Here is a 24,817-nt window from a genome sequence, read left to right as displayed (position 1 = left end):
ACACTGAAGTGGTCGTTGCTAAAGCCAGTAAGCCGGTTAACCCTACAATTAAATGTTTCATCATTATAGTTTCCCGTGAGTTTGTGGCTAATACCAATTGTATTAAATAACTGATCTAAATTTTGCGCCGGAAAAATGGCTTAGTTAGAGGCGTAAGTTGATGTAAATGGTTGTTCCCTATACGAAACTTACAACGAAAAAATAAGTTGTTTTAACAAGTAAAATAGATCAGTTACTTACTATGATTGGTATAATAGCAAAAACTGACAATAAAAAAGGCGATGTTATCACTAACATCGCCTTTTTGGTTTTAGCTGCTTAAGTTGTTTAAGCTTTTATCTAATTCTTCGACAGGTCAAGTAACTCTCTTAATGCCACCTGACACATACTAAATTCAGGCAGGCTAACCGAGAGCAATGCATCGGTCATTTTCAACCAACGATCAGCTAAGCTTTGGTGTTGAGACTGCCAATTTGCATAGGCTGTTTCCACGTCTTTGTCTTTCATGGTTAACAATACCGCACGGGTAATGCGTTTTTGTTGCCACTCTAAATCATCACGCATCGCTTCACGAGCCAGAGATTGCCAATGACTATCAACAGGCAACAAGTTAAGTTGCCCTGCAATATCCATTAACTTCAACTTCTCTTCTGAATAAAAGTAAGCTTGCGCCGCTAACTTCACGTCCAGTTTCAGTTTAGTGGCAACATCAATGATGTTTAATAGAGCATAAGATTGCTCGGTATTACAAAGCTTCTCAGCTAATGCTTTAGGCACGCCTTCCTGCTCAGCATAGGCTAACTCAGCTTGGCGTTTTAACAGGCTTTTCTCACTTAATAAAGTGGGTAAGTTGCCTTTCACTTCATGTAACGCTTTTTTATAGGTATCAATTAAAGAAGCACAATCTAGCTGATCTCTATGCCCTCTTACAATCCAACGTGAAGCATGTCGTACCATACGTTTTAGCTTGTTAATTAACTCAGCCTGTACCGCACTTGCTATCTTATTATCTAAGGATTCAATTTCAGCTAATAACTCTGGTAAATCGAAGATATCACGAGCCGCTACCCAAGCTTTTGCTAACTCTAGGAAAGAACAGCCTGTGCTTGACATAATACGGTGAGCAAAGCTCGCACCCATAATATTAAACAGATCATTACTCACCTGGGTGGCAACAATTTCAGATAATAAAGGATGCTCGTGGATCTCCGCTTTATAAGCTTCAACCAATTCACCTGGGAACACTTTTTCAGCCTCTTTCGCTAAGTAACCATCTTCAGCAATACGTGCTTTAGCCAGTTCCTCTTTCATCTCATTTTTAGCGTAAGAGATCATCACCGAGATAACCGGACGCGTTACACCTAACCCAGCATTTTTACGCTCACTGATCTCTTCATCACTTGGGATGAACTCTAAGCTACGATTCAGTTTTCCCTTCTCTTCCTGACTATTGATTAATCCTCGTAATGCTTCAATGCTCTTGGCACCTTGTAAAAACGATAAACTAATACTCTGCGCTTGGCGGTAGTTATTGTGCAGTACTAAGTCTGACACTTGTTCAGTCATATTCTGTAACCAAACATTACGCTGTTTAACCGTGAGGTCACCTTTTGACACTAATTTATCTAATAGAATTTTAATATTAACTTCTAAATCCGAACAGTTTACACCCGCCGCATTATCGATAGCATCCGTGAAACATTGTCCGCCATTAACAGAAAACTCAATACGCGCACTTTGTGTCATGCCTAAGTTACCGCCTTCGCCAATCACTTTACAGCGTAACTCATTTCCATCTACACGTAAGATGTCATTGGCTTTATCACCAACATCTGCATGACTTTCTTTGCTACTTTTTACATAAGTCCCAATACCGCCATTCCACAGTAAATCCACTTCAGACTTAAGCAGTAATGAGATCAATTCGGTAGGTGTGACTTTGGCTTTTTTGATATCAAAAGCTTTTGCCATTTCAGGTGAAACTGCAATCGACTTCGCAGAACGTTCAAATATACCACCACCAGCAGAGAGCAATTTAGTATTGTAATCAGCCCAGCTGGTTCTTGGTGTATCAAATAAACGTTGGCGCTCTTCAAAACACGCATCTAGCTTTTGGGGATTAGGATCAATGAAAATATGCAAGTGGTTAAACGCAGCCACTAATTTAATCTTCTTAGAACACAACATACCGTTACCGAATACATCGCCGCCCATGTCGCCTATACCCACAACCGAAATGGGATGTTCTTGTACATCAACACCTAGCTCTCTGAAGTGACGCTGCACGCTGATCCAGGCACCTTTTGCTGTGATCCCCATCTTCTTATGGTCGTAACCATTACTGCCACCCGATGCAAAGGCATCGTTTAACCAGAAGTTACGGTCCATTGCTAACTCATTAGCAATGTCAGAGAAGGTCGCTGTCCCTTTGTCAGCAGCTACCACTAGATACGGATCATCATTATCGTAACGCACCACCTGTTGAGGCGGTAACAGGTTACCTGCCTCTAAATTATCTGTGATATCTAATAACGCACTAATGAACATTTTGTAACAGGCAATCCCTTCCTGCATAAAGGTATCTCTATCCATGCTAGGGTTTAAACGCTTAGCCACAAAGCCACCTTTTGCGCCTACCGGAACAATCACAGAGTTCTTCACTTGTTGTGCTTTTACTAAGCCTAACACCTCAGTTCGGTAATCTTCCCCGCGGTCAGACCAACGCAGGCCACCACGAGCAACATTACCACCACGAAGATGCACACCTTCAAAACGAGGAGAGTAAACAAACACCTCATAACTCAAACGTGGCAATGGAATTTCACCAATCCTGTTATGGTCAAATTTGAAACTAATGTATTCTTTGAATTGCCCATCTTGCTGTTGGAAGTAATTACTACGAATCGTCGCCATGATCAGCTCAACATATTTACGCAGCACTCTATCTTCATTCAGGTTGCTGACTTCATTAAGCGCTTCCAAAATATTATTTTCTAGTGTGGCTTGTTGTTCTAAGCTGAGCTGTTGCTCAGGGTTAAAGCGCGCATGGAATAGTTCGACGATCTGCTTTACAAAACCACTGTGATCTAACAAGATTTTAGCTATAGCATAATGGCTAAAACCAAAGCGGATCTGTTTCAAGTATTTGGCATAAGCACGCAACATCGCGATATCACGCCACGCAATGCCAGCCCCTAAAATAAGCTTATTAAATGGGTCATTATCAGTTTCGGCATACCAAATAGCTAAAAATGCATCGGAGAACAGATGACGGTAATTCTCTGGGTCAAAACCAGCGTCATCCCCATATAACAAGGTGAAGTCATATAACCAGAAAGTACTTTCACCTGCTGGGCAAACTTGGAACGGATATTCTTGAGCAACTTTTAACCCTAAGTTTTCTAAAATAGGAATTAAATCAGATAATAATAATGCGCCATCTTGATGGAATAGTTTAAGTTTTAAACCACTGTTATTGGCTTCAATAGAGCGGTAAAAACGTAACCCCATTGAACGTTCAGGTGAGTTAAATAAAGACTCAATGCGTGCAATGTCTGTCACTGCAACACGAGAACTAAAGCTATCTTGGTAACTCGTTGGGAAAGCAGAGCTATATTTACGCGCTAACTTGACTGCCGTTTCTTCACCGTAGTTTTCAATGAGTGACTCTTGTAACTCTTCACTCCACGCTTTGGTGATCTGCTGCATACGTAGCTGAATAGCATTCGTTTCTAAGTCACCTTGGTAAGGCTTATCTAGATGAATGACCAAACGTAAACGCGCTAAATTGGATTCACTTAAGTAAGTTTGAAAATCACTGTCAGCAATATCCAGCGTACGAGATAACAGCTCAACGAATTTTAATCTGACTTCCGTATTATATAGATCACGCGGCACATATAATAACGCCGTCACAAAACGCTTATTACCGTCGGTTCTTAAGAAAAGTTTAAGCTGCTTTCGCTCTTGCGCATGCAAGACTTCAATGACATTGTTAAGCAAGGTTTGCTCATCACATAACAGCAAATCTTCCACCGCGTAGGTTGATAAAATTTGTGTTAACTCTTTGTAGTAATGACTTCCTAAGCTCAAACCAGACTGGGCTAAAACATTACTGATTTTATGTTGAACAACTGGGATACCTAGTGGACTACCGCTGTAAACAGAAGAGGTATAAAGGCCAATTAAACGTATCCCTCCCACTAACTCCCCTTGTTTATTAAACTGCTTAATATACACAACATCAGGGTAAGCAATACGGTGTACCATCGCACGCTGTGAGACTTTGCTAAAGTGTAATAAAGAGCCATTTTTTAATTCACTTAAACAATCAAAGTGCTCTAAATCCGCCATGAAATCTTTATGTTTAAATAGGCCTAAGGCGCTACCTTCACTAATGCTAATAACATTATCTTTTACTTTAAATTCATCACAGGCTAAAAAGGTGAAGTGATCATCTAACATCCAACTTAAGTAAGTTTGCTGTTCTACAAAGTCATCTTTCTCTGTAATTAACTTACTCTCTTTTTTACTCTTTTGAATAGCACTTTTTACTTTGCTTTGAATGCTAGTGTAATCATCAACCACTAGCGACACATTCGCTAATGCTTGCTCTAAACTCGCTTGAATTTTAGTGCGTTCAGCCGATGAACTGGTTTGATCAATTTCAATGTATAACAATAACTCGGTATTTAAATCGTTAACCTTGATGTCATCGGTATTAAGTTTACGTAGTTTTCCTGCCACAGTACGCTCACTGCATACTTCACTGTAAAAGATACGGTGCAATTTGGTATTTAATTTATTGAGGGTGATCTTAATGGTATCAATAACAAAGGGAATATTTCGATTTAAGATACTAATAATAGTATGAGTAGACTGCCACTCATCTTGCTCTACATCTGGATTAAACACTTTAACTTTGGCAGCTTGCCCTTTCCAAACATGCACTTCACGCCACAAAGAAACCGTTAACCCCGCTAAATCATCTGGGCTAATAGTGGCTAAATCAACAATGCTCACATCACGATAAATGCCGGAAATAAAGTTTTCTAATAAAGGTTGTTCTCGCACCGGGAAATGTGCTTTTAGTTGGGTAAATACTTGCTCGAGAATATCTAACTTTTGACTGATTTGACTATTCATGTATACCTACTTAAGTATCGGAGAGTAACGACAAAGCACAAGGCTATGTAAAAAGAAATATATTAACAATACAATAAATTAAGAAGCGCTCGATAGCACACAAAAAAGCACTAAATAACGTAATTAATTCGATGAAATTGTGAAGCCACTTTTTAGTTATGAAGATACAGACAGGAAGTTGTTATTTTAAATTTCATTAGCGCTTATGAAAAAGCAAAAGTTGTAAGGATAGTTGGTTTTATAAAGGTGTGCTCTAAACGCTTTTTAAAGCAGTGTTTCATGATTTGGATTGTTAGTATGAAACATGAGAGCTACCTTTTTAGCTGTTTTGAAATAAAGATTCGACACCTTTATCAAAACGGGTAACTCTCAACTTTTCAAGTTGAAATGTCAGATCTAGTCTGAACTAATACAAATAAGAGTGATTAATATAACTTAAAAATATCTTACTTAATTAATCATATTAACTATTATTCCACTGCAAATTTGCCCACAGATTTCACATACAAAACCACATCGGTTTTTGCTTCAATAATATGTTTTGCTTGGCCTTCTGAACTAAAGAAACTACTTGGTGATAGAGAGGTCACTTTCGGATCTAAAGACCATTGATAATTTGCACTCCCTTTTACCACTACAGCTTTCATTTCAGTATCATTTTCTAAGCTACCTTTAAAGCCAGCCGGTAACTTAACAAAACTACCGTTAGTCGCTTTTGGGTTCCCCCAAAGGTAACTAATTTTAGCGCTACCTGCATCTAACCAGTTCGCATCATTAGCCGTTAACCAAAACATATTATTTTCAGACACATTAACTGGTCGCTCACCATTATCAAAAGCCTGGTCTTCTGGCTCTACTAAGTATGGCCCGCTATCAATCTCTAAATAAATAAGATTCTCTTCACCACTTGCCGCAGTGATATGGCTTTCACCAGCAGGTTGTATCCAAAATGAACCACTAGGCAACCACATTTTTGCTGCATTGGTTGATTTATAAAGACTCACAAGCATTTAAAATAAAAATGAGCAGTAACCGTGCAGCTAATGATGGAGACTTGGTGCGCCGCTGGTGCATTGTGCATTGATGGTGTTGGTGTTGCCAAGAAATCAGCTATCGATATTGCAGAAGCATTATTAAACGGGCAGCTCACAAGAGTGATGACCGACTACCATTTTCCTACTACAGAGTTATGGTTAGTTTTGCCTAGCAAACAGATGATCACACCAGCAGTGAGATTGGTACGAGACCAACTAAAACAAAAAGTCGGTGAGTTACGAAGCCAGTTGATCAATGCCAACCAACTTTCAGAAGAGGAGTGGCCGCTCTCTAGATCTCCCAATCAGCCTATATAAATGAGTTATGCGCTGTTAATTAAAACAGCACCTTCAAGCGAGACAATTATCGCTTCGAGGTTTAGCAATCAATTTATAATTGATTTAACAAAGCAAAGGTTGCTAAATCTCAATTCATCACCATTTTTCATAGCTTTACAACATTATTCAATGGTGGTTCTCTCTACTCGACAGTTAGCGATATCTAGCCGTAATAAGTATGTTTTTTATTTAGGAGGTGTAGAGATATTTTCTTAAAGGTGGATATATACAACTTTCGTAACATACCTACTAAAGGCATTTGCTATGTCTCCGTTACACACCAAACAGCAAACTCATTGCCACTAGGTTCAATAAAATGAAAACGACTGCCACCAGGAAATGAAAAAATGGGGGTAGATATTTTACCACCAAAAGATTCTACCCTTGATTGAGTTTGCGCCAAGTTACTCGTTTTCAATACGAGTAAGGCAGCCCCATTTGAAGCTAGCGATGTTAAATCAGACTTATAAAAGCCACCGTCTAACCCTTCATTTTCAAAAGCAGTGTAATCTGGACCGTAATCAATAAAGTGCCAACCAAATGCATCTTCGAAGAACTTTTTTGTGGCCGAGATATCTTTAGCGGGAAACTCAACATAATTTAACTTTATATTTGATGGCATAACCTACCCCCTTTATAGCGTACATCGAAACGATAGAACTCCCCATAAGCAGTCTAATGTTAATCATTAAACTCAGTATTTTGTATTTACTTGAGATTTAAATAGATTATAAAAAATGGGTGCCCGCTATTTTTATACTTTTACGACATTCATAACCAAGCAATCAGTTATTTTAACCAGCTAAGTCGATCGGTTAATTAGCCTGATTAGTATTGCACAAGACCTTTCAACAAATCAGTATCTAATGTCAATTTGTGAAGCAGTGTTGGCTTGCCTATTTTAAGGGTCGCTCTCATTCTTTCTCTAGAGTGCTCACAATTAACAGGCCAATTGTGCTCACTTTCATAAATATCTAAACTTGGCCATTGTGCGTAGGCAATAAACTTACCATTTTCTGCTTTATGTAACCTTGAGCCTAAACTGCCAAAATGTTGGTATATCAACTCCGTCGTTTCAATCCACGCAGTTCTAAATTCCTCTTCCATCCCTTCAATTACATCAAACTCTAAAATAACAGCTAACATAAATTTCCCCTTTCACTCTTTCCCTATAAAAAAATATCTAGAAACGATAGTAAAATAAACGAGCACTTGACTCATTCAACCTTTTTTAAAACAAAATATTACTGCTTTAAAAGCGCCCCATCACTTTTAAAGCAGTAATAAGTTAACTCCCTTTTAGAGTGTGGAGCTATGCATTTTTTGCTGAGCTTTATTATTTAACACACTATGTTTAAACATGTTGGCAACAATGATCATTGCTCTCTTTCGCGAAATAAATCGAGGTATTAATGATGTTAAATAATTAACGCAACCAGATACTACATAGACACGGTTTTTACCATATGCACTTAATGCAGTGTTAACCACTTTTTTTGCAGATAAAAACGTCATTCCTGATGTATCTGCATTTGCTCTTTTCATAAAATTAGATTCAGTTACACCAGGACATAAAGCCATCACTCGAATGTTTGTATCTAACAATTCACCAGTTAATGCTTCTGAAAAGCTTAATACGAAAGCTTTACAGGCACCATATACTGCTTGATAAGGTAAAGGTTGAAAAGAGCCTGTAGATGCAACATTAATGACGCCTCCACTATTTTGCTCTTTCAAATGAGGAATAAATAGGTGAGTAAGCTCGACAAGGGCATGCATATTGAGCATCATCATTTCATGGTAGTTTGAAAAAGTTTCGTCTGAGAACTCACAAAACTGACCAAAGCCAGCATTGTTTATTAGGAAGTCTACTGATAGTCCCATATCGCCAACGCCTGAAAATAGCAATTGAGCACCATTTGCTTCACTTAGATCGACGGAAATTGTTTTTACCCAAATATCCGAATTTTCAGACTGTAATGTGTTAGCTAACTCAATAAGATCGCTCGTTGTTCTTGCTGTAATGATTAAGTTTGCATTTTGGTTAGCAAGTTGATGAGCAAATTCTTTACCAATGCCTGAAGAGGCACCAGTGATTAATACCGTTTTGTTCTTAAAAGTTAAATCCTTCATGATAAATATCTCCGTTAATAAATTCAGAGACAAATATAAGCCTTGCCCTTAGAGACAAGGTCAAGAAAATTCTTTAATCAAATCAATTTTAAATTGATTTAGGTTTTCAATCTTAGACTGTAAGGACAATGCTTCTTTCTCTAATTCGATGACTTTATTGTCTATTTGAGCAGAAACAAGCGGTATAGGCAGTTTTTGATCGGCAATTTTTCTAGATACAATATCTTTGAGCTCTTTGAGGCTAAAACCTAGGGCTTGTGCTCTTCGAATCATACTGATCACCATTACGTCATGATCGCTGTAAACTCGATAACTACCGCTTCTTTTGGGAGAGGGGATTAATTCTATCGCTTCATAATGACGAATAGCTTTACGAGTCGTGCCAGTAAGTTCTGCAACTTGACCGATTAACAAAATATGAACTCCCAGATTAGTAAATAATGGCGCTGTAGATTTTCTAAACCTTAAAGAAATCACAACCATTATTTAAACTTAATTTTAATATAAAACAAAAAACGAGTGTCAAAGCAACGATGAAGTAGACGATTTATGCAGCCAGAATACCGGATAAGGAGCGATAATGACTGTTCCCCCCTCCCCTAAGAACCGTACGTGCGAGTTTACCCGCATACGGCTCAAGCCTTTATAAGTCAGTACATAAGTACAGCCCAGCGTTTAAATCGAGCCTCCGTTTGCATACATTGTTTTCTTCAACTCAGGATCCGACTCAGAGATAACTCTAAACTTAGTTCCATCACTTCTTAGAAGGTCATCATCTTCATCAACAGTAAATTCCTTGTTGCCTAGACCAGAAAGAGAGTCTTGATCAAATATAGCGCAAGGATCTCCTATTTTGTCATGATATACATCATTTAAAATAAATCCTATTCTACGGTTATCCCAAATCACATAATATTTATATCTTGTTCTCTAGTCATAAATACTCTTTATTTCAAATGGTTGACGGTAACACATGCAATTTTCGATGATAATTAGGGGGCAACAACACTAAGCTACTCAGTTCATTACTACCACCTTTTACCTTTTCAACAATATGGTGAATATGCCATCCCGTGGTTTTAGTAATTCGATAAAAAATTTATATATGTCCACTATTTTTCTCAACAAACAAAAAGCAGAGTCGTAAGTGAGCAATTAACTAATTGCTTTAACAATTAGACCTTGTAAAGGTGCAGGTAAAGTAATCCCGCCGTCTAATACAAACTGATGCGCATCATCAGACATTTTCTTCCAGGTTTTAAGGATAATACCCATCCACTTCTCTTCCGTATATTCAGGGTGTTTGTTAGCAAACTCAAACATGTAGTGCTCAACAAACACTAACCCTGCAACGTCTTCAAGTAGTTGTGTATCAGGGTTGCGTTTAATGGATTTTTTACCCACGGCCTGTTTAACTTGATCAATTTCTACCTGCTCATAACCAGCCTGTTGCATTAATTCAGCGACACGCTCAGCGTGAAAGCTATAAAGCTCGGTTCGCCATTGATGGTAGCCTTGTTTACCTAACGGATAGTCACTTCGTAATGATTTCCAACGCAGTATATGTTGTGCTCGAACAGCAATTTTAATGACATCTTTGGCCTCCGGCTTAAAACGCATTAACATTTCAGTCATTCGTTCTGAATACAACCGCTCTTTTGGCCATTCAATATTGCCATTCCAAACTTTATTAGGATCTTGATTATTCGCGTCATCAATCAAAGCAATTACTTGCTCAAACTGTTGTGTACTCATCACTCACTCCTGATGCCATAGGCAATATTTTACAATCCATATAAAAAAACCTCGAAGATATTAATATCGCTTAGCGGTTCAGCAGTCAATTTATAAATGGATTAGTTGGGAAAACATTGTTTAATCTTAATATTCTAATAAGGAGTTGAAGATAATGATCTGCAAATTTAGAAGAAGGCCAAATAGCTTAATAGCATGAGAGACTGCATAGAATCATTAACCATGTATTTTTTAAAATATATAACCTTGTATTATATATCCACTAGACATTAGATTATTAATCAAAATCGAGGCTTTATGAACATAATAACGAAAGCATGGCAACGCTACTGCAACTGGTTAGATGAAATGGGGTTAACACCAGAAAATAAACGTTGTTGTGTCCCATTGGATGAACGCGCACAAAAAGCCCTTCGCGCCGAGCAAAATATTGGCACAACAAAAGAGGGTAAAAAGTAGAGAAGCTTACCGGTTATTAACACTCATTAATAACCGCTAACACCGCTTTATTTTTTATTCAATAGCAACCCGCTTTCGCGTGAGTGCGATGCCTATAATGATGAATATCATTGCTGCTAGAGTTCGCCATTCTATAGCTTCGCCCAAAAGTAACGCGCCAGTAAAATACGCCACGATTGGGATCACGTAATTTATATAGGAAAGAAACGTAGGACCTGCTGAGCCAATAACGGCAAACAAAAGAATGGTCGCAAACGCAGTCGGGCCGACACCTAACCACAACATGGATAACGAGGCTGTTAAAGAATAACTTTGTTGCCACGGTAAATCCTGCCATAGCCACAATGGCACTATAACGAGACTCGAAATAATCATCACCCCAGCGGCTGTCACAACAGGGTTATAAGAAGGTAATCGCCTCACCAAAATAGCATTTATCGCATAACTAAAAGTGGCGAACAAAATCAACAGACCACTCAATAAACTACTGTGAGCGCCTACTAGCGACGGCCAAAGTACAATCACTACACCAGTTATACCTAACAAAAACCCAAAAACTTTAAAGCGATTAAGGCTCTCCCCTGACACAAAATAATGTGCCAAAATCATTGTTACCAACGGCATAAATGCCATCAATAATCCGGTAATGCCAGAGCTAATATCTTTTTGCCCCGTTGATATAAGAAAAAAAGGCAATAAGTTCCCCATAATACCGAACAGTAAAAAGATCCCCCAAGCCAAGGGCTCCACAGGCAAACGCCACCCTTTAATATACATAAACAGGGTGAGAATTATCGCCGCAATCAACACTCTCAGAGAGACTATCGCCACAGGGCTAAAGCTTTGCAGTGAGACGGCAGTAAACATAAATGATGTTCCCCACAACAGAATGAGTAACAACAAAAAAAGCCAGTCTTTAATAGTAGGAATGTAGTTGAGAGTCATGTGTTTAATCCAATGAGCATGATAACGAGAGCGTTTAACCAACCTCTCCGCATTTTGTTAAGGGTGTTAATACAGAATAACAGAATGCCCATGGTATTAAATCGTAAAATTTTGATTTGATTGTGTTTACCTAGTGGGTGTCTTGAAGTCTCCTTGCGCGTTAACTTATTAATACAGTCAGGCCACAGAAGAATAAAATTGATTGGTTAGATTAGCACAATCAATTTTTAATATTGAACTATTGATTAGTACTTTTCGTAACTCATTTATAAATCGTTAATTTATTCATATTTTAAGATCAGTACTAAAAGCTCCGTGCTTAAAACATTGACACATAAGGCATATCGCAATGAAAAAATTTACTAATCATATTCAACTTGGTTATTTAGGATTATTGCCATTTTTAGGCTGCGTAGCCTGGCCGATATTGTTTGGAAGTAATAGTGCGAACTTAGCGTTTTTTATCTTTTATAGTATTGCCATACTTGCTTTTATGGCCGGTAATTTGTGGCGAGCTGGTGAACAAAGTTATAGCGATGCAATAAAAGCAGTGGTACCTGTTATTCCGGTACCCTTTTTATCCTTTTTACCTGTTGAATGGGCGCTTGCTTGGTTAGGAGCAAGTTTTTGGTTGGTGCTTGTATTTGAAAAAGCCACAGCACAATGGAAAACCTATCACAAAGATTATCAACAGATGCGCTTGGTGCTGACTACGGTAGTGTTTGTGTGCCACATACTTACCATAGGAATGAGCCTTTATTCTAAATGACGATGAGCAGGTTAACCTTATTACTGGACAGCTAAATAATTACAAAAGTATATTTGCTGTCCAAATTCTTTGTTTGATGCAATGGGCATTGTGACGAAAGAGCTTAATGAATAAAGCATCATTTTATGAACGACTTGCTGCTCTTGGGGGTTACTTAGCCTCACGCTATAAGGTTGTTACATTGGCTAAAATAGTGCGGCTAACATCTGAAGGACGTTGACTAACAACGAGTAACGCCTCGTTAACCAGCGCAAAGTTTGTTTTTTTTGCGCTTTTACCTTTTGCAAAAACGATGACAGCCTTTATGCGTCTGCGTTTAACGACTTGTTAGGCATTTTTTCTAGAAAGTTTCACTGTCCGATCACTTCCTTTCTCAACAGAGAAAGCATTAATGGAGTCGTTATCAACATAAGCCAAACACTCTGTTTCAAAGTTGTCTAAGCCTATTAGTAATGATGATTTAGTCTGATCCAATGCTTCCGATTTATAGTGACCTGAAAAAGTAGCTCCTGTAATAATACCTCTTAACGAAAACTTCATTCGTGTATCGGACAGGCCTGCAACAGACTCCCACGTTATACTTATTTGATCACCACCTGTTGATATGTCTTTTTCTTGTCCTTCGATGCTCCATACCCCCTCAAATTCATCAGTATTACCTACATAGAACTTTTCGGTGTACTTTCTAAAGTGCGCTTGCTTTATAGATGCTTTTCGCTGTATATCTTTCCACTTTTTAGACTCTTCATTCTTTATCGTTGAGATCCTAGTCATAAGACTGTAAATATTCTTGTGCACATCTTCCATTTCTAGAGCTTCGTTAGCAATGCGTTCAGCCTCATCAATAAAACCTACTTCCAATAATGCGTAACCTTGATTTGCCATAGCTAGAGTTTCACCGAGTTCTGCAGCCTTATTGTAGAATTCTATTGACTTGTACTTGCAACCACTCTCTTTAGCCTGAACGCCAAGATTGTTCCAAGCGATAGATTTCTTTGAGCTAACGCTAGTTAGAAGAACATAATTACTTATTGATAATTCAAAAACCCCTGAATTACTTGCGTTATATGCTGAAGTAAAAACTTCATCCAGATTTTCTGGGTCATTTTCTACTGACTTGTCTCTACAATATGCCCCAAGAACTTTATTTCCTAGATCTTCTTCGATTTGCGCCAAAGTAGAAAATAAAGTGGCCTTGAGTGCCCTTTGCTCTACTTTCTTCAACTGTGAAAGAATTACTTTCTTAGCACTATCTAAATCTCCATTCGCACGGTGAGCTTGTGCTAAATTTTTTGACGCATTAACTTTTAGGTGTAAAGACTCAAATTTTGGTAACTCTGCACACCAAAGAGCAATATCTCGTAGATATTGTTTACTATCAAGTAAGCAACCAGATAGCCATGTTAGGGCTTCGTATCTAAGCTCTTCCGTTTGAGATTGTTCAATGTGCTTTTCCAAATTAGGAATGGCTTGTCGGTCGTTAGCTTTATGAAACAAAAGGTAGAAGTAAATACTTTTATCATTGTAGAGCTTGCTTTGGTCTTTGGCGTTTAACTCGTATTCTTTAAAAGCTTTGTTGGCTCTTTCAATGTCCCCTTCCTCCAAAGCGCTATCAACATCAGAAAACCAATTGGTTACACCATCTTTACTAACAGAAACTTCTACTTCCTGTTGCCTTTCATCATTTGCTTGAGAATCATCTTTCTCCTGAACTTGTTCATTCTTAATCGGAGAGTCTGCGTTCAAACCCAGCTTGGATTCCCCATTTGAGTAATGGAAACCTGTAAGCCTTTTGAGAAAATCAGATAACGCATCTTTAAAGACTACCATGAATACAATTAAAGCAATCCAAGCTATGTTTTCTGATAAAAAGTTGGTGATAACAGGTACCCAATTTGGTACTTCATTTACCGTTTCGTTCATTATTACTCTCAATTATATTGAAATGCCTAACGAGACTGTAGAATTTCTCATTTTCAGCCTGTTTACTTTAAATAAAAATGACAGTAGCTTACATTTACTTGAGATTAAATAGATTATTTTGTTTTTATTAACTAATTGATTAAATTGAGTCATAAATGGGATTAGAAGGCTAAATATGCGAGATTTATTGAGTTAAGGGCTGAGCCCTTCTCTTAATGTAAACTACCCCTTAACTTCTCTATATTATGAACGAGACAGTACATTTGCCATTGCGCATTCACTTTCTCTTGGCCGCGCAGCGTGAATTTATTCATCCCTTTATTCACAGTAATATTGCCGAACACAGGTTCAATGGCTCCTAATCGCTTGCTGTATTTGCGCCGTCCTATTGGACTATCTATCTTAACTTTCATTTTGTCGCCATAGCTTAGCTTTTTCCGTGATTCATTATTTTTAAATTGAACTTGCCTTCCCCTATCCTTCGGTGGTTTACGCATGCATTGCTGTTGTAAAGGGCATACCTTACAGTCTTTTAAATAACCACAGAATCGTGTGTATTGTTGCTTGTGACTCTTTACATTTATCCCACTTCGCCACATTTCATTACCTGCTGGGCAGTAACAGGTTTGTGTTGTTTCATCATAATGAAAGTCATCTGAGGTAAATAATCTTGATTTACCTTTACTGCGTTTTAAACGTCGTTTTTCTTGCTCTGTTTCATACGTTTCACTCACCTTAAATAGTGGATTACGCTTTCTAAATTGATTGTCCGTGATATAACTATAGTGATGCGATAAAAGCAGTAGCGCCTGTTATTCCGGTATCATTTTTGCCTGTTGAATGGGCGCTTGCTTGGTTAGGAGCAAACTTTTGGTTGGTACTTATATTTGAAAAAGCCACAGCACAATGGAAAACCTATCACAAAGACTATCAACAGATGCGTTTTGTACTGACTACGATGGTATTTGTGTACCACATACCTATCATAGGAATGAGCCTTTACTTTGCATAAGAGTGAGCAGCTGACACTTAATAAGTTAGCCCATCATTGATTTTTTAAATCTGTAATACTGTTATGAACAAGTAATAGTGAGGAGATTAGGAAAGCTCGAGGTTTTATGAAAAAATAAAAAAATATGGCATCGCTATTGTGATTGGTTAGATAGCATGGGATTGCCCCCAGAAAATAAACGTTGCTGCGTCCCGCTTGATGAAAGCGCACAGAAAAACAAGGTTGAGTCTATCCAGGGCTGAGATAAAAAACAGCCAACCTATGGCTGCTTTCTTCAAATCAGTATTAAGTTAACTGCTGAGCTAAAAACCTGAATACATTTTATCTTCATCCTCAGTAATGCGAGTATTATCAGAGACTGTATTAGTCGTATCAACATTATTTTTAACTACCCAATGCGTAGGTTTGATATCATCAGTTGTACTAACACTGTTCGCATTCCCCCCGGATCCTAGGGCTAGTGTAATGGTCACAGATACTTTGCTATCATCATAATAGTCATCATCGAAAGTAACACTGTTATTATGAATGTCATTATAAGCGCCCCAACCAGATGATTTTTCATTTATCTCAAAGGCGTTTTCGAAGTACTCATTATCATTTTGATCGCCAGTATTGTAGGCTGCTTCAGCATAATTACCCTTGAAATCAATAAAGCTTAAACCGCCGTTAATAATATCATTCATCCCCTCAGCATCGAACGTATTACCAATCACGTAAGCATAAGATGACCCCTCTTTAATATCGATATGTTCGGCAGTCACATTTGGGCCGATGATATTATTCAAAATTTGCGCATAATCAACAGCTGGATCGTATTCTGAAGAGCTACTTCCTCCAGGCCATTTAGTATAATCAGAGCCAATATAAACACCTTCGCCATATTTCACGTTATACAAACCTGTATCATGAATATAAGAGTCCTTAACAATATTATATTTACTACCATCTCTAAGATGAATGGCTGATTGACCAATGTCATATACTTCCACGTTATCTATTGTCACATAATCAGCTTGGTCAACCGAAATGCCTGTTCTCGCGTTGCTTACTTTAATACTTTCAACATAGATATAACCGATACCACCAGCGTCTTCACCATCAATGGCTAAAGTCGTACTATTGTTATAATCATCACCATCCAGAATAGGCATATTAGAGACGTTTTCAGCTACAATCCATATAGGTTTATTTTGAGAACCACCAACTTTAAGCTTAAAGTTACCGACATAAGTACCCGATGCAATGACGATTTTATCACCTGCCGATGCCTCTGAAAGCGCATTTTCAAGTTCACTTGCCGTGTTAACCTCTACCGTGTTCCAAGACACATCATCAAAATCTAGCGTCATCTCATCACCCGTTAACGCATAATTTTCAGCATAGCCTGTGGAGGGGTCAACTCCTTCACTCGTGCTTTCACTTTCCCCGTATATCTCTACTTCTTTAATATTTGTCCACTCATCACCGGCGCTATTTTCAAAGGTTTTAACTCGTATTTGTTGCGCGTCGATATCATCGATATCATATACTTCAATACTGGAAGTCGTACCGCTACTTAAACTGTCATAGACCTTAGTCCAACCACCACTAGTCCCCGGACGCGCATAGACCTCAAATGTATGAGTTTGACTGCCACCTTTACCCCATGAAATACCGACCTCTGATACGCTTTGTGTTGAACCAAGGTCAAGTTTTAGGTTAACCGGGGATCCTGATGCAGCCCAACGTGAGCTCCAAGCCAAGCTGCCGTCAATAGCGTTGTCGGCTGGGTAGCTTTCATGGCTATTACCAAAATCTGTTGCACTGTCTATAGATAAACTCGCTGCAGTGGCAAATGCACTCGATAGTGAAAGTGAAATAAGACTAAGTTTAGTTAAGATTTTCATCAAGATTCCCTCGGTTATTAACGATTTTCTTGCTCTATCCATGAGCGAAGTTCTCAGCGGTTATAGCAACAAACATATCAGGCGATAGCCCCTCAAAATGTCCCGAAAAAGTACATGAAAATCTTAGCCTTGTTACTTAAATACTACAAAACTGTGACAACAGCACAGCAACTTTTAAGCATAAAAAAAGCATGAAAATTAATCACTTCTTTTATATCAGAAAGGAAGGTTTGATTGATTTATAGTCGATGAACTAGTTTTTTATGGGGTTTTGTAATTTACAAAGAAATGAAAAACAATGATTTTAAAGTCAAATTAAAAGATTAAAAAACAAATGAATAATTAAAAAGCAATAAAGTTAAAGCCGTGATCTACCTATCATTTATTAATACAATTTAATAAAGCAAAGATGCATATATCAGATAACAATAATTGAAATTGGTGAGATTAAGGCATCACTCGATACCTCCTAAATGCACAAATAAGTACTTTTAAAACAGGAGTAGAACTAAAAAATTATTCAAAGTTGGTGGAACCCAGATCTATTGGGGTAATTTGCTGTGCAAAATCAATCGTAATAACTTTACTTTAGCCAGATGATACAAAAAAGCTCACCGAAGTGAGCTTTTTAAATGCTTCATAGATAGCATTCTGGATAGTAGAAATTGTTTAATTCAAGGCGCTTTGCCGCGACGTTTAGTGTTGCTTAAACGGGTGGCAACGCAACGATGAAGTAGACGATTTATGCAACTATGCAACAAGACTGCAGGTACAAAAAAGCTCACCAAAGTGAGCTTTTTAAATGCTTTATAGATAGCATTCTGGATAGTAGAAATTGTTTAATTCAAGGCGCTTTGCCGCGACGTTTAGTGTTTCTTAAACGAGTGGCAACAGCAACAATGAAGTAGACGATTTATGTAACTATGCAACAAAACATCAGATACAAAAAAGCTCACCGAAGTGAGCTTTTTAGATGCTTCATAGATAGCATTCTGGATAGTAGAAATTGTTTAATTCAAGGCGCTTTGCCACGACGTTTAGTGTTTCTTAAACGAGTGGCAACAGCAACGATGAAGTAGACGATTTATGCAGCCAGAATTTACATCATGCCACCCATACCCCCCATATCAGGCATAGGCGCTGCCGCTGGTGCATCTACCGGTAAGTCTGTGATCATACATTCAGTTGTGATCATTAGGCCTGCCACTGACGCTGCAAACTGAAGTGCGCTACGTGTTACTTTAGTTGGGTCAAGAATACCCATTTCTAACATATCGCCGTATTCACCTGTGGTTGCGTTATAACCGTAGTTTGCTGTGCCTTGTTGTACGTTGTTTGCTACAACTGACGCTTCTTCACCACAGTTTGAAACGATTTGACGTAATGGAGACTCCATTGCACGTAATGCTACGCGAACGCCTACGTTTTGGTCATCGTTGTCGCCTTTTAAGTCTTTTAATAGACCAGCGACGCGTACTAGTGCAACACCACCACCAGCAACAACGCCTTCTTCAACGGCTGCACGTGTTGCGTGTAATGCATCGTCTACACGATCTTTCTTCTCTTTCATTTCAACTTCAGTTGATGCGCCTACTTTAATTACCGCTACACCGCCTGCTAGTTTAGCTGAACGCTCTTGTAGTTTTTCTTTATCGTAGTCAGAAGAAGAAGCTTCGATTTGTTGTTTGATTTGACCAACACGCGCTAGGATTGCTTCTTGCTCACCCGCACCATCGATAATGGTTGTTTCATCTTTATTGATAACAACGCGTTTTGCTTGACCTAAATCTTCAAGTGTTACTTTTTCTAGGTCTAAGCCAATCTCTTCAGAGATAACCGTACCGGCTGTTAAGATTGCAATATCTTGTAGCATTGCTTTACGACGGTCACCAAAACCAGGCGCTTTAACTGCTGCTACTTTCACGATACCACGCATGTTATTAACGACTAATGTTGCTAGCGCTTCGCCTTCAACATCTTCAGCAATAATCATTAATGGTTTTGATGCTTTTGCTACTGCTTCTAATGTTGGTAGTAGTTCACGGATGTTTCCGATCTTCTTATCAACAATTAGGATGAATGGGCTATCAAGCTCAACCGTACCGGCTTCTTGATTAGTCATGAAGTAAGGAGATAGGTAACCACGGTCAAACTGCATACCTTCTACAACGTCTAATTCGTTTTCTAGACCTTGACCTTCTTCAACAGTAATAACACCTTCGTTGCCTACTTTTTGCATAGCAGTCGCGATGATTTCACCGATTTCAACATCAGAATTTGCAGAGATAGTCCCTACTTGTGTGATCGCTTTTGAATCAGAACAAGGCGTTGATAGTTTTTTAAGCTCTTCAACGGCTGCTTTAACTGTTTTATCAATACCACGTTTCAGGTCCATTGGGTTCATACCCGCAGCTACCGCTTTCAAGCCTTCAGTGATGATTGATTGTGCTAATACCGTTGCTGTAGTTGTACCGTCACCCGCTGCATCATTAGTTTGAGACGCTACTTCTTTAACCATTTGCGCGCCCATGTTTTCAAACTTATCAGCCAGTTCGATCTCTTTTGCTACTGTCACACCATCTTTAGTGATGTGTGGTGCACCGAAACTTTTATCGATAACAACGTTACGGCCTTTAGGACCTAGCGTTACACGTACAGCATTTGCTAATACGTTAACACCTTCAAGCATTTTAATTCGTGCATCATTACCAAATTGAACTTCTTTAGCAGACATTATATTTTCCTTTTACTGTGTTCTTTAAAATAAAATAATAACGATTATTCAACGATCGCTAGAATGTCATTCTCACTTAAGATAAGCACTTCTTCGCCTTCAATCTTTTCTGTTTTTAGACCGTAACCTTCACTGAAGATAACAGTATCACCTACTTTTACATCTAATGGTCTTACTTCACCATTTTCTAGAATACGGCCATTACCTACTGCAATAACTTCTCCGCGTGTTGATTTTTCAGCTGCGCTTCCAGTTAAAACAATACCGCCCGCAGATTTAGTTTCTTGCTCTGTACGTTTTAGAATAACGCGATCGTGTAGAGGACGAATAGACATTGTGACTTCCTTTAATAGTAATAGTTAACAGAATTGGTTGATTAAGTGATGGGGTCAAAAAGATACGATTCAAGAGACCTAATGAAAAAAAATGAAAATATTTTAACGTGGGCATAAAAAAAGCTTATTTATGATCAAGCGATTAGCTGGTCGTCAATAAGCTTCTATGGATAAACTAAGAAAAACTAGGCAGTCAGATTTTTAGGGTGAGATAACTCTGATACCATTTTATTAATTTCGCTGGCTGCAATGAGCACTTTCTGCTCTGCTTTTAGGCATTGATAAGCAACGACTTTGCCTTCTATCACCCGAAAGCGGCCTAAACCTGCAATAAAAATACGCGCATTAAAGAAGCCTTTTGCAAACTTAGCAATTTGACGTGGCTGGTATTTTTTAAAAACTCTTAACGTGCTAGGACGATTAACTTTCATCGTGCCCCCTTTTTTATTGTTATTCTACTGTTCTAGTATTTAGTAATAAATATGATGCGTTATAGTACGTAATCTATGTGACAACTTTATTACTCACCAAATAGTTTAAAAATAATAAATATTAATCAAGTTTCTTATCTTCTCTGCGTTCAAATTCACCTTCTATAATGGTGTCATCAGAAGCAGATTGTCGAGTAAAACCTTGGCTTGAAAAGCCTCCCATTGCTCCCTGTGATACGAAGTTAACATTGGCTAAAATTAGCTTCGCTATATTACCTCGAATTGTAGGTTGAAGTAGTAATAAACCTGTTATGTCTGTCACAAACCCTGGCGTTACTAATAAGATCCCTGTAACAATTAACATCATTCCTTCGATTAACTGCTGACCAGGCATTTCACCCTCAGCCATACGCTGCTGTACTTTTTGTATTAATTGTAACCCTTGGCTGCGCACTAAAGCGGAACCAATTAATGCCGTTAGAATGACTAATGAGATAGTTGGCCAAGCCCCGATGAAGCCGCCTACTTTCACTAATACAAATATTTCTAATAAAGATACGCCAGTGAAAATTAAAAATAACCGAGCAAACATAGGAACCTCAATAAATATAATGAATACACTTTAGTTATGGGGATTATTTTATTAATTTCAAGTTATTAGAGCTTCAGTACGTAGATAAGTTCAGATTAGATCTATTTCTCAACAACTTAAGTATTAAATTAATGAGATGATGAATCACATTTCCAACGTTTTAATAACAATAAAACTGGCAATAGAATAAGCGCCATCCAAAGAAAGAGGCTGCTATCTTGCGGTGCATAGATCCAACCGGATACAAAGGTTAATACAGCCATAACCAAGCCTAATGCCACGCCGGAATACAGCGTTTGATAACCAACCATTAAATGCTCGTCTTGCATTGCAATAAAGCGCATAGCCGCTAGATGCGCTAATGCAAAAGTGAACGCGTGACAGGTTTGAGCTAACAGTAACCATATGAACTCAGTCGTTTGATATAGCGTGCCCCAACGAATCAGGCCAGCGGCGAGCGCTAATAAACACATCTGTTTTACAGACCATTTATTAAATAAGCGATCATTGAGTCGCATCAGTATCACTTCGGCAAATACACTTATTCCCCACAATATGGCGATATTAAATTCCGATATCCCCATTGATGTCCAATACAAAGCACTAAAAGAATAATAAGCAGCATGGCTACCTTGTATTAGCCCCATCACTAAAATAAAGTAAATGACATTAGGCTTTTTCAATAAAGCCATTAAGTTATTGGTGCTACCAGGGTTTGGTCTACTTTGTTCTTGTAATTGAGGGTTCAATTTAATTAAACTTAAACTGAAGTTTAAAAAGACGGCGACGATAAGTAACCATAAAATGCTGTCATGCCCAAATTCACCAATCGTCCAGCCTACAAAAGTAGAGCCAAGAATAAAGCTTACCGAGCCCCATAAACGCGCTTTGCCATAATTCATTTGTATTTGTTTGACTAAACGCGTGCCAATGATGTCACCTAGCGGGATCATTGGTGCCAATAAGAAGTTGAGCAATAAAGTGGCAGCCGCTAATGCGTACCAAGACTGAAAAAAGATTAAAAGCAACAAACACGCAAAAGTAGAAAAGGTTAAAAAGCAGACCATCTTCACAGGTGCTTGTGCTGTTTTTAAGCGCGGCAATAAACCAATATTACTCACGAAGCGTAATACTAACCCTAATGAAAATAATGTCCCAATTTGCTCAGGGCTGATCCCTTTTTCAGCTAACCATACTCCCCAAAAAGGTAAGAAAATTCCCCAAATGAAGAAGAAGCAAACAAAATAGCTCGTTATCCAAGACTTCGCAGGTAGGTTCAACGCATTATTTCCTTATAAAAAAATATACAGATTAGTTTATATTTATTAAAGGTTTATAAATAGTCTATTTTTGGGTTAAAGGTAAATAGTGATACAAATAAAGAAAAGTTGGCAATTGGTAGCCTGCTTAATAGCTTCTATCTAGAAGCTTAAATCATTGCCACTCAGGATTTCTGGTTTGTACCAAAGTGCTTATTTGGTGGTTATATTCACTATCTTTTACCCATTCAACCTGAATGTCGATATGCAGATGGCGTAGGGTTAGTTGAGAATTTGCGACCTCACTCTCCAAAAAGTTTAATTGTTTAATTTTTAAAAAGTTAGGATCCGTTAAATTAACCCAATAACCACTAGAAAAGCAGTTACTCACTTGTTTATCTACCTTGCGTCCAAATTGTATGCTTTTATTTTTAACGGAATAACGAAACCCCATAAAGTGTTGTACATCAGGTGATTCAGCATGATCAAAGTTATAAGCATAAACAACACATTGCTGATCTACTGTATTGGTAACAGCAAACACTTTATCGCTATCATCTCCGACTAAAAAGGCTTGTCCACCGTAACCTGCTCGACGCAAATCGTTTTCCATGATCCCAATTAAAGCCTGTAGGTCAGTGCGTAAACGCGAATGAATTAGCGATTCATTGGTATTACCAAGGTTACTCACATACAAACCGATGATCATAGCTAACAATAAAGATCCTAAAAAAAGACAAACTAAAATCTCGACTAGGCTAAAGCCTCTTTGATATCTATTGGTTACTAACATTTTTTATGCCCAAGTGCGGCTTTACCTGGCGAGCATACCCGTAAACGCATTGCACTTTGAATAACAGATAACGCACCTTGATGTTGGTTTGTTAAGGTGACCGAACCGGTTTTAACAGTAAAGCGTAATGCTCCGTAGGAAGCTTGATCATCTACAAATTTCATATTCGCTTGACTGATCATGACTTGCTCACCATCCACTAGATGTTGCACATTATCAACACCATCCAATTGGCATGAGTTCACTGTAAAGCAATCACAACCAGACTCTTCACTCATGCCAACATACCAATTAGCTAATTGTTGGCAAAAGTGAACGTAAACCTTTTTGTTGCGCTTAATCGCCTCTGTTTTTGCTAACTGTAGCGTGTAATAAACTTGGTTCGTTGCATGTGACAATGCTTGATTAGCGACTAAAGTTTGATAGGAAGCAGCAGAGATAGCCAATACAATTGATATCAGTGCTAATCCAATCATCAACTCTACTAAGGTAAATCCTTCACCTTTCTGCATAACCCCTCCTTGTTGTCAGCCACCTACCTTTTTTAAGGTGAGCTAACTAGCATAGGTCACAAATTCACTTATGACCTTCTATCTAAAGGGGTAGGTTTTATTAATAAAAGAAACATTGTGTCGTCATAAAAATGCAATAAACCCAGATTATTGTGTTTAACGTGAAATAAACATTGGAAAGTAAATGTAAGGAGATAGCATGCAACAAGCTCAAATGAACGATACAGAGATGACCCTAGATAGTTTATTAGCCACTCCAGTTAAGCGTAAACCTAAACCGCGTAAATGGCGTGAAATTGAAAATGCAAAAGCTCAACTTTTATTAGCAAAAGAGCTAAGAGAGATAGACCCTTCCTTTAGTTTTTCACAATCTGAATTAATGTAATTAATACCAACTGCATTAAATAAGTGCTCTAAATTTCGCACAGGAAAAATGACTTAACTCAAGGCGTAATTTAAGCATTTCGACGATTAACTTCGTTAATCGTCTATCGGAGAATGAACGAAAAGATGTTAATTCATTAATAATTGCTCTATTTGCGAAAGTTACAACGAAGTAATAAGTTATTTTAACAAGTAAAATAGAGCAGTTATACCAATTGTATTAAATAACTGATCTAAATTTTGCGCCGGAAAAATGGCTTAGTTTGAGGCGTAAGTTGATGTAAATGGTTGTTCCCTATACGAAACTTACAACGAAAAAATAAGTTGTTTTAACAAGTAAAATAGATCAGTTACTTACTATGATTGGTATAAGT

23 protein-coding genes and 2 pseudogenes are annotated in these 24,817 nt (G+C 38.1%); 5 read left to right on the top strand and 20 right to left on the bottom strand.

Translation table 11 applies throughout. The annotated features are described in order from the left end of the window. Positions 1–339: 339 nt before the first annotated feature. On the bottom strand, positions 340–5,145 hold the full coding sequence (locus tag DS885_RS09215; RefSeq protein WP_113819143.1) for an NAD-glutamate dehydrogenase: 4,806 nt from the start codon (positions 5,143–5,145) through the stop codon (positions 340–342). 470 nt (positions 5,146–5,615) lie between these two features. Further along, on the bottom strand, positions 5,616–6,116 hold the full coding sequence (locus tag DS885_RS09210; RefSeq protein WP_181817744.1) for a DUF4437 domain-containing protein: 501 nt from the start codon (positions 6,114–6,116) through the stop codon (positions 5,616–5,618). Between the two features lie 72 nt (positions 6,117–6,188). Between DS885_RS09210 and DS885_RS09205 the strand changes: the two genes are divergently transcribed. After that, a complete protein-coding gene (locus DS885_RS09205) occupies positions 6,189–6,497 on the top strand; it encodes a hypothetical protein (protein ID WP_258546881.1) in 309 nt (102 codons plus the stop codon). A gap of 283 nt (positions 6,498–6,780) precedes the next feature. Here the strand turns inward: DS885_RS09205 and DS885_RS09200 are convergent, their stop codons facing one another. The 7 genes from DS885_RS09200 to DS885_RS09170 all read right to left on the bottom strand — a co-directional run bounded on the left by DS885_RS09200 (position 6,781) and on the right by DS885_RS09170 (position 10,406). Continuing rightward, on the bottom strand, positions 6,781–7,140 hold the full coding sequence (locus DS885_RS09200) for a VOC family protein (protein WP_113819141.1): 360 nt from the start codon (positions 7,138–7,140) through the stop codon (positions 6,781–6,783). Between the two features lie 206 nt (positions 7,141–7,346). Then, positions 7,347–7,664, bottom strand: coding sequence for an antibiotic biosynthesis monooxygenase family protein (locus tag DS885_RS09195; RefSeq protein WP_113819140.1), 318 nt, complete (start codon positions 7,662–7,664; stop codon positions 7,347–7,349). A 153-nt stretch (positions 7,665–7,817) separates the two neighbouring features. After that, positions 7,818–8,651, bottom strand: a complete 834-nt coding sequence (locus DS885_RS09190; RefSeq protein ID WP_113819139.1) for an SDR family NAD(P)-dependent oxidoreductase — start codon at positions 8,649–8,651, stop codon at positions 7,818–7,820. Positions 8,652–8,711: 60 nt separating this feature from the next. Beyond that, positions 8,712–9,065, bottom strand: a complete 354-nt coding sequence (locus tag DS885_RS09185; RefSeq protein WP_181817743.1) for a MerR family transcriptional regulator — start codon at positions 9,063–9,065, stop codon at positions 8,712–8,714. A 261-nt stretch (positions 9,066–9,326) separates the two neighbouring features. After that, entirely contained in the window at positions 9,327–9,560 is a 234-nt protein-coding gene (locus tag DS885_RS17650) for a hypothetical protein (RefSeq protein ID WP_113819137.1), read from the bottom strand. A gap of 43 nt (positions 9,561–9,603) precedes the next feature. Beyond that, positions 9,604–9,738, bottom strand: a complete 135-nt coding sequence (locus tag DS885_RS09175) for an HNH endonuclease (protein WP_258546882.1) — start codon at positions 9,736–9,738, stop codon at positions 9,604–9,606. A gap of 68 nt (positions 9,739–9,806) precedes the next feature. Then, positions 9,807–10,406 (bottom strand): DUF4202 domain-containing protein, encoded by a 600-nt coding sequence (locus DS885_RS09170; RefSeq protein ID WP_113819136.1) that lies wholly within the window; start codon positions 10,404–10,406, stop codon positions 9,807–9,809. 297 nt (positions 10,407–10,703) lie between these two features. Between DS885_RS09170 and DS885_RS17520 the strand changes: the two genes are divergently transcribed. After that, positions 10,704–10,865: a hypothetical protein gene (locus tag DS885_RS17520; RefSeq protein ID WP_181817742.1), complete on the top strand. Its 162-nt coding sequence runs from the start codon at positions 10,704–10,706 to the stop codon at positions 10,863–10,865. A gap of 54 nt (positions 10,866–10,919) precedes the next feature. On the opposite strand, the gene DS885_RS09165 is transcribed toward DS885_RS17520, so the two are convergent. After that, positions 10,920–11,810, bottom strand: coding sequence for a DMT family transporter (locus DS885_RS09165; RefSeq protein ID WP_113819135.1), 891 nt, complete (start codon positions 11,808–11,810; stop codon positions 10,920–10,922). Between the two features lie 349 nt (positions 11,811–12,159). On the opposite strand from DS885_RS09165, the gene DS885_RS09160 reads away from it, so the two are divergent. Further along, a complete protein-coding gene (locus tag DS885_RS09160) occupies positions 12,160–12,579 on the top strand; it encodes a DUF3429 domain-containing protein (RefSeq protein WP_113819134.1) in 420 nt (139 codons plus the stop codon). A 327-nt stretch (positions 12,580–12,906) separates the two neighbouring features. Here the strand turns inward: DS885_RS09160 and DS885_RS09155 are convergent, their stop codons facing one another. Together DS885_RS09155 and DS885_RS09150 are read right to left on the bottom strand one after the other, a co-directional pair. Continuing rightward, the gene (locus tag DS885_RS09155) at positions 12,907–14,502 is read right to left on the bottom strand and encodes a hypothetical protein (protein WP_113819133.1); all 1,596 of its coding nucleotides are present in this window, start codon (positions 14,500–14,502) and stop codon (positions 12,907–12,909) included. 212 nt (positions 14,503–14,714) lie between these two features. After that, positions 14,715–15,284 (bottom strand): annotated as a pseudogene (locus DS885_RS09150) (transposase); the annotation flags it as partial. On the opposite strand from DS885_RS09150, the pseudogene DS885_RS17855 reads away from it, so the two are divergent. Beyond that, a pseudogene (locus tag DS885_RS17855) lies at positions 15,281–15,514 on the top strand (DUF3429 domain-containing protein); the annotation flags it as partial. The pseudogenes DS885_RS09150 and DS885_RS17855 sit on opposite strands and share 4 nt — an antisense overlap. Positions 15,515–15,816: 302 nt before the next feature. Here the strand turns inward: DS885_RS17855 and DS885_RS09140 are convergent. The 8 genes from DS885_RS09140 to DS885_RS09105 form a co-directional block, all read right to left on the bottom strand. Next, positions 15,817–17,403, bottom strand: coding sequence for a discoidin domain-containing protein (locus DS885_RS09140; protein WP_113819132.1), 1,587 nt, complete (start codon positions 17,401–17,403; stop codon positions 15,817–15,819). 1,099 nt (positions 17,404–18,502) lie between these two features. Beyond that, positions 18,503–20,137, bottom strand: a complete 1,635-nt coding sequence (groL, locus tag DS885_RS09135; protein ID WP_113819131.1) for a chaperonin GroEL — start codon at positions 20,135–20,137, stop codon at positions 18,503–18,505. A 44-nt stretch (positions 20,138–20,181) separates the two neighbouring features. After that, a complete protein-coding gene (locus tag DS885_RS09130) occupies positions 20,182–20,472 on the bottom strand; it encodes a co-chaperone GroES (protein WP_113819130.1) in 291 nt (96 codons plus the stop codon). Between the two features lie 185 nt (positions 20,473–20,657). After that, positions 20,658–20,903 (bottom strand): DUF1107 family protein, encoded by a 246-nt coding sequence (locus DS885_RS09125; protein WP_113819129.1) that lies wholly within the window; start codon positions 20,901–20,903, stop codon positions 20,658–20,660. A gap of 121 nt (positions 20,904–21,024) precedes the next feature. Then, positions 21,025–21,495: an FxsA family protein gene (locus DS885_RS09120; protein ID WP_113819128.1), complete on the bottom strand. Its 471-nt coding sequence runs from the start codon at positions 21,493–21,495 to the stop codon at positions 21,025–21,027. A 128-nt stretch (positions 21,496–21,623) separates the two neighbouring features. Further along, the gene (locus DS885_RS09115; protein ID WP_113819127.1) at positions 21,624–22,775 is read right to left on the bottom strand and encodes a 3-phenylpropionate MFS transporter; all 1,152 of its coding nucleotides are present in this window, start codon (positions 22,773–22,775) and stop codon (positions 21,624–21,626) included. A gap of 154 nt (positions 22,776–22,929) precedes the next feature. Continuing rightward, a complete protein-coding gene (locus DS885_RS09110) occupies positions 22,930–23,547 on the bottom strand; it encodes a prepilin-type N-terminal cleavage/methylation domain-containing protein (protein WP_113819126.1) in 618 nt (205 codons plus the stop codon). Next, entirely contained in the window at positions 23,541–24,059 is a 519-nt protein-coding gene (locus DS885_RS09105) for a GspH/FimT family pseudopilin (protein ID WP_113819145.1), read from the bottom strand. Before DS885_RS09105 ends, DS885_RS09110 begins: the two co-directional genes overlap by 7 nt. A 199-nt stretch (positions 24,060–24,258) precedes the next feature. Between DS885_RS09105 and DS885_RS09100 the strand changes: the two genes are divergently transcribed. Then, entirely contained in the window at positions 24,259–24,444 is a 186-nt protein-coding gene (locus DS885_RS09100) for a DUF3545 family protein (protein ID WP_258546879.1), read from the top strand. Positions 24,445–24,817 lie beyond the last annotated feature (373 nt).

The sequence above is a fragment of the Psychromonas sp. B3M02 genome, assembly GCF_003318165.1.
Classification (GTDB): domain Bacteria; phylum Pseudomonadota; class Gammaproteobacteria; order Enterobacterales; family Psychromonadaceae; genus Psychromonas.
Note: the sequence above shows the minus strand (reverse complement) of the source record. Positions and strands in the feature narration are given on the sequence as shown.